General features: G+C 73.4%; 2 protein-coding genes and 1 pseudogene. All 3 read right to left on the bottom strand.

Annotation, left to right across the window (positions count from 1 at the left end; translation table 11 throughout):
* On the bottom strand, window positions 1-481 hold a 481-nt coding region (locus J1C73_RS17455; RefSeq protein ID WP_207317201.1), incomplete at its 3' end, for a cellulose binding domain-containing protein.
* A gap of 129 nt (window positions 482-610) precedes the next feature.
* Window positions 611-2,056, bottom strand: a complete 1,446-nt coding sequence (locus tag J1C73_RS17450) for a HAMP domain-containing sensor histidine kinase (protein ID WP_207317200.1) — start codon at window positions 2,054-2,056, stop codon at window positions 611-613.
* Window positions 2,053-2,522: pseudogene (locus tag J1C73_RS17445) on the bottom strand (DNA-binding response regulator). The gene J1C73_RS17450 and the pseudogene J1C73_RS17445 overlap by 4 nt, the downstream one beginning before the upstream one ends.
* Window positions 2,523-2,546 lie beyond the last annotated feature (24 nt).

The following is a 2,546-nucleotide window of genomic DNA, read 5'->3' as shown; positions in this document are numbered from 1 at the left end:
TCGCGGTCCCGGTGGGGCGGCCGCTGGGCTCCGGGGTGGCGCCGGTGTCGACGGAGCACTTGGCGTCGTCGATGAGACAGCCGGTGGGGTCGGCCGCCTGGCCGTCCGCGCTGGTGACGAAGCCGATGGTGACGGACGTGCCGGGCGCCAGCTCCTTGTCCCAGCTCGCCGGGCGGACGGTGACGTGACGGCCGCTGACGGTGTGCTCGCCGTTCCACAGGGAGCTCAGTCTCGTACCGGCAGGCAGGTCGAATTCGAGCGTCCAGCCGGACTTCGCCGTGCCGGTGTCGTTGGTGACGACGTACTGCCCGGTGTATCCGCCCGTCCAGCCGCTGGTCCTGGTGTAGGCGGCGCCGACCGCCGACGCCTGGGCCGTCCCGGTGAGGGCGAAGACCGTTCCGCCGACCACGGCCGCGGCGACGACCGCGCCGATCGCCTTGGTCCTGGTGCTCGCCGTACGCCGGTGCGTGCTGGTGCCCATCGCGTTCCTGCCTCGTCTTGCGGAAGTGGGGGATGCGAGAGCACGCTAGCGACACCGAACCCGGCAAATGCCGCACTTGGGGCCCGCGTTGATGTTCTTAGGGTGGGCTTAAGGAGCGCATCGGCCGGCCTAAAGGTTCGGGCCCGCTCCGGAGCGGAATCGGCGGCCCGCGTTCCGGCGGGTCACCGCGCGTCGCTGCCGCCCGACCCGGTGGCCGCGCCCCTGCGGCCGCTGCCCGTCGAGCCCGATCCAGATGCGCACCTCCGTGCCGCCGAGCACCGAGCGCCCGATCCGCACATCGCCGCCGGTGGACTCCGCGACCCGGCGGGCGATGTCCAGGCCCAGTCCGGTCGAGCCCACCGCGTCCTTCGTACCGCCACGGCCGCTGCCGCCGCGCGCCATCGCGGCCCTGGGGTCCGCGATGCCGCCGCCCGCGTCGGAGACCAGCACGATCACCGCGTCGCCGCTGTGGTGCACGTCCACGGCGAAGGCGGTGCCCTCGGGGGTGTGCCGGAAGACGTTGCCGAGCAACGCGTCCAGTGCCGCGGCCAGTTCGGGGCGGGCCACCGGAATGCGTACCGTACGGTCCACTCCCGCGAGGCGCACCTCGCGGCCCTCGTCCTCGGCCAGCGCCGACCAGAAGTCCATGCGTTCGCGGATCACCTCGGAGGCGTCGCAGCCGGCTCCGGGACCGCCGCCCTGCCCCTGGGTCTGCGGGCGCTGCTCCCGGGCGGTCCTGATGATCGTGTCGACCTCACGCTCCAACTGCTCGACGGCCGCCCGGGTCTGGTCGGCGGCCGGGCCCTCGCCGAGCGAGGCGGCGTTGAGCCGGAGGACGGTGAGCGGGGTGCGCAGCCGGTGCGAGAGGTCGGCGGCCAGCTCCCGTTCGTTGGCGAGGAGCTGCACGACCTGGTCGGCCATGGAGTTGAACGCGACGGCGGCGGAGTGCAGTTCGGTCGGCCCCTCCTCCGGCACCCGGGTCCCGAGCCGCCCCTCCCCCAGGTCGTGCGCGGCCCCCGCGAGACGCCGGGCGGGCTCCACCATGCGTACGCCGAGCCGGTCGGCCACGGCGACCGAGCCGACGATCAGCGCGGTGCCGACGCCCGCCAGCATCAGCCACGCGGTGGCGACGCCGTTGGAGACCTCGTCCTCGGGGACGAACACCTCGACGACGGCGATGCCCCCGGAGCCGAGCGCGGTGGGCTGGAGCAGCGCGGAGCCGCCGGGCACCTCGGTGATGGAGGCGCGCCCCGACTCCCGTACCGTCTCCAGGTCCTTGCGGGTGGCGCGCCGGCTGCCGATCTCCACCGCCCGGCTGTCGGCCTCGTCCGCGGCGGGTATGTGGACGGCCATCCGGCCGGCGGCCCCGGGTTCGGTGGTGAGCACGGCCGTTTCGAGTTCGGCGCGGTCGGTGGTGATGGAGAGGGTGGGGCCGATCATCGCGGCCTGCCGCTCGGCGTCGGAGAAGGCGCGGTCGCGGGCCATCTCCTTGATGACGAGGCCGAGGGGTACGGCGAAGGCGACCGCGACCATCGCGGTGACGGCCAGGCAGACCTTGACCAGCGCCCATCTCATGCGGGCCGCTCCGGTGCCGGGGGCGTGACGGGCGGCTGCAGTTTCACGCCGACGCCGCGCAGGGTGTGCAGATAGCGGGGCCGGGCGGCCGTTTCGCCCAGTTTCCGGCGGAGCCAGGAGAGATGGACGTCGATGGTCTGGTCGTCCCCGTACGACTGCTGCCAGACCTCGGCGAGGAGTTCCTTGCGCGGGACGACGACGCCTGGCCGGCCGGCCAGGNNTCGCGGGCCGTCGCGATGATGACGGGCACGTCGGTGATGCCGCGCAGCATCTTCAGCGCCTCCGACCCGTCGAGGTCGGGCAGTCCGAGGTCGAGGATGACCACGTCGAACCGGAAGTGGGCGACCTCGCGCAGCGCTTCGAGCGCGGTGCCGACACTCCGTACCGTGTGGGAGGCCTCGGTCAGGTGCCGGATGAGGGCGGAACGTACGAACTGGTCGTCCTCGACCACGAGCACACTTGGCATGGGCGGCACCGTACGCCATCCGGC

The sequence above is a fragment of the Streptomyces laculatispora genome (genome assembly GCF_017353455.1).
Taxonomy (GTDB): domain Bacteria; phylum Actinomycetota; class Actinomycetes; order Streptomycetales; family Streptomycetaceae; genus Streptomyces; species Streptomyces laculatispora.
Note: the sequence above shows the minus strand (reverse complement) of the source record. Positions and strands in the feature narration are given on the sequence as shown.

Coding starts and splice junctions, on each gene's coding strand:
- J1C73_RS17450 (WP_207317200.1), bottom strand. CDS start 2,056: ATGAGATGGGCGCTGGTCAAGGTCTGCCTGGCCGTCACCGCGATGGTC.